At 61.0% G+C, this 2,367-nt stretch carries 3 protein-coding genes and 1 pseudogene; all 4 read left to right on the top strand.

Features of this window, described 5'->3' with window-relative positions; all coding sequences use genetic code 11:
* A pseudogene (locus BLQ74_RS27335) lies at positions 1-70 on the top strand (cytochrome-c oxidase, cbb3-type subunit II); the annotation flags it as partial.
* 5 nt (positions 71-75) lie between these two features.
* Positions 76-267, top strand: a complete 192-nt coding sequence (locus BLQ74_RS26830; RefSeq protein ID WP_090268556.1) for a cbb3-type cytochrome oxidase subunit 3 — start codon at positions 76-78, stop codon at positions 265-267.
* Positions 264-1,190: a cytochrome-c oxidase, cbb3-type subunit III gene (ccoP, locus tag BLQ74_RS26825; protein ID WP_090268554.1), complete on the top strand. Its 927-nt coding sequence runs from the start codon at positions 264-266 to the stop codon at positions 1,188-1,190. The genes BLQ74_RS26830 and ccoP overlap by 4 nt, the downstream gene beginning before the upstream one ends.
* 343 nt (positions 1,191-1,533) lie before the next feature.
* Positions 1,534-2,367, top strand: an 834-nt coding sequence (locus tag BLQ74_RS26820; RefSeq protein ID WP_170842889.1) for a cbb3-type cytochrome c oxidase subunit I, incomplete at its 3' end; no start/stop codon positions are given.

Below are 2,367 nucleotides of genomic sequence, written 5' to 3'. Positions count from 1 at the left end.
CAAGACCGAAATGGACGCGCTCGTGGCTTACCTGCAAAGCCTCGGGACCATCATCAAAAGCAAACGGTGAGTGCGATGGATATCGGGACGATACGCGGCCTCGGCACCATCCTGGTGATGGTGGGCTTCATCGGTGTGCTGCTCTGGGCTTACGGCGGCAAACGCAAGCAGCGCTTCGATGACGATGCCCTGCTGCCCTTCGCGGACGACCCGGTAGCCCGAGAACTCGTCGAGAAAGAACAAGCTTCCAGGAGCAACAAAGCATGACTACCTTTTGGAGTCTGTACATCACTGTACTGACCGTCGGATCGCTGATCGCCCTGCTGTGGCTGATCTTCGCCACCCGCAGCGGCGAGAGCAAAGGCGTCACCGACAAGACCATGGGCCACTCCTTCGACGGCATCGAGGAATACGACAACCCGCTGCCGAGGTGGTGGTTCCTGTTGTTCGTCGGCACCATCGTGTTCGCCGCCGGCTACCTGGCCCTGTACCCGGGCCTGGGCAGTTGGAAAGGCGTACTGCCCGGCTACGACGGCTGGACCGAGGTCAAGCAATGGGAGCGCGAGGAAGCCCAGGCCGATAGCAAGTACGGCCCGATCTTCGCCAAATACTCGGCCATGTCGGTGGAAGAAGTGGCCAAGGACCCGCAAGCCATGAAGACCGGCGAGCGCCTGTTCGCGACCTACTGCTCGATCTGCCACGGCTCGGATGCCAAGGGGGCCCAGGGCTTCCCCAACCTGACCGACCAGGACTGGCGCTGGGGCGGCGAAGCGACCACCATCGAGACCACCATTCTCGGCGGCCGCCACGCGCTCATGCCGGCCTGGGGTGAAGTGCTGGGCGACCAGGGCGTGCACGACGTGGCCGCCTTCGTCACCACCAAGCTCAATGGCCGCAAACTGCCGGATGGCGTCAGCGAGGCCCAGGTGGCCAATGGCGAGAAGCTCTTCTCCACCACCTGCGTGGCCTGCCACGGCGCCGAAGGCAAAGGCACCCCGATGCTGGGCGCGCCCAACCTGACCCACCCGGCCGCCTTCATCTACGGTTCGAGCTTCGCCCAACTGCAACAAACCATCCGTTATGGCCGCCAGGGTCAAATGCCGGCGCAAGAAGCCTATTTAGGCAAAGATAAAGTGCATATTCTCGCCGCTTATATCTACAACATTTCCCGTCCTGCAGCCGCCAATTAAGCCCACCGCTCGCGCCCATCCGGGCGCGAGCAACTTTCCCCGCAATTACGCGACCAAGTGTCGCACCTCCTACGCCCAATTCCTTCACACATCCCAAGTTCACGACTAAGCTCACGTCATCCGCAAATCGGCAACGGCACTAAGGCGTCTCCCCTTCATCAGGCCCCACCCACCGGGTCTGAATGGGCTGAACAGGCGGACGGCACATGGCCGAAAGCGCTCCGACACTGGCATGCAAGCGGCTCCGGGCCAAGGCCCGGCGCGTTGCAATGGCTATTGGCTTTCTACATACTTGCCGCCGTTTTTTGTCCCTAAATATCCTAAAAAACCGTGGAACCTTAGAATGAGCACAGCAATCAGTCCGACTGCTTATAACTATAAGGTCATCCGCCAGTTCGCCATCATGACGGTGGTCTGGGGGATACTTGGAATGGGGCTCGGTGTTTTCATCGCCTCGCAACTAGTCTGGCCAGAGCTCAACTTCGGCCTGCCATGGACCAGCTTCGGACGTCTGCGTCCATTGCACACCAACCTGGTGATCTTCGCCTTCGGCGGCTGTGCTCTCTTCGCAACTTCCTACTACGTCGTACAACGCACCTGTCAGGCCCGTCTGATTTCTGACAGCCTCGCGGCCTTCACCTTCTGGGGTTGGCAAGCCGTGATCGTCGCGGCCGGCATCACCCTGCCGCTGGGCTACACCACCACCAAGGAATACGCCGAGCTGGAATGGCCGATCGCCATTCTCCTGGCCGTGGTGTGGATCACCTATGGCGTGGTGTTCTTCGGCACCATCGTCAAGCGCAAGACCAAGCACATCTACGTCGGCAACTGGTTCTACGGTGCCTTCATCGTGGTCACCGCGATGCTGCACATCGTCAACCACATGTCGCTCCCGGTGACCTGGTTCAAGTCCTACTCCCTGTACTCCGGCGCCACCGATGCCATGGTCCAGTGGTGGTACGGCCACAACGCCGTGGGCTTCTTCCTTACGACCGGCTTCCTGGGGATGATGTACTACTTCGTGCCCAAGCAGGCCGAGCGTCCGGTCTACTCCTATCGCCTGTCCATCGTGCACTTCTGGGCGCTGATCACCCTGTACATCTGGGCGGGTCCGCACCACCTGCACTACACCGCCCTGCCGGACTGGGCGCAGTCCCTCGGCATGGTGATGTCGCTG

The sequence above is a fragment of the Pseudomonas panipatensis genome, from assembly GCF_900099785.1.
Taxonomy (GTDB): Bacteria; Pseudomonadota; Gammaproteobacteria; order Pseudomonadales; family Pseudomonadaceae; genus Pseudomonas; species Pseudomonas panipatensis.
Note: the sequence above shows the minus strand (reverse complement) of the source record. Positions and strands in the feature narration are given on the sequence as shown.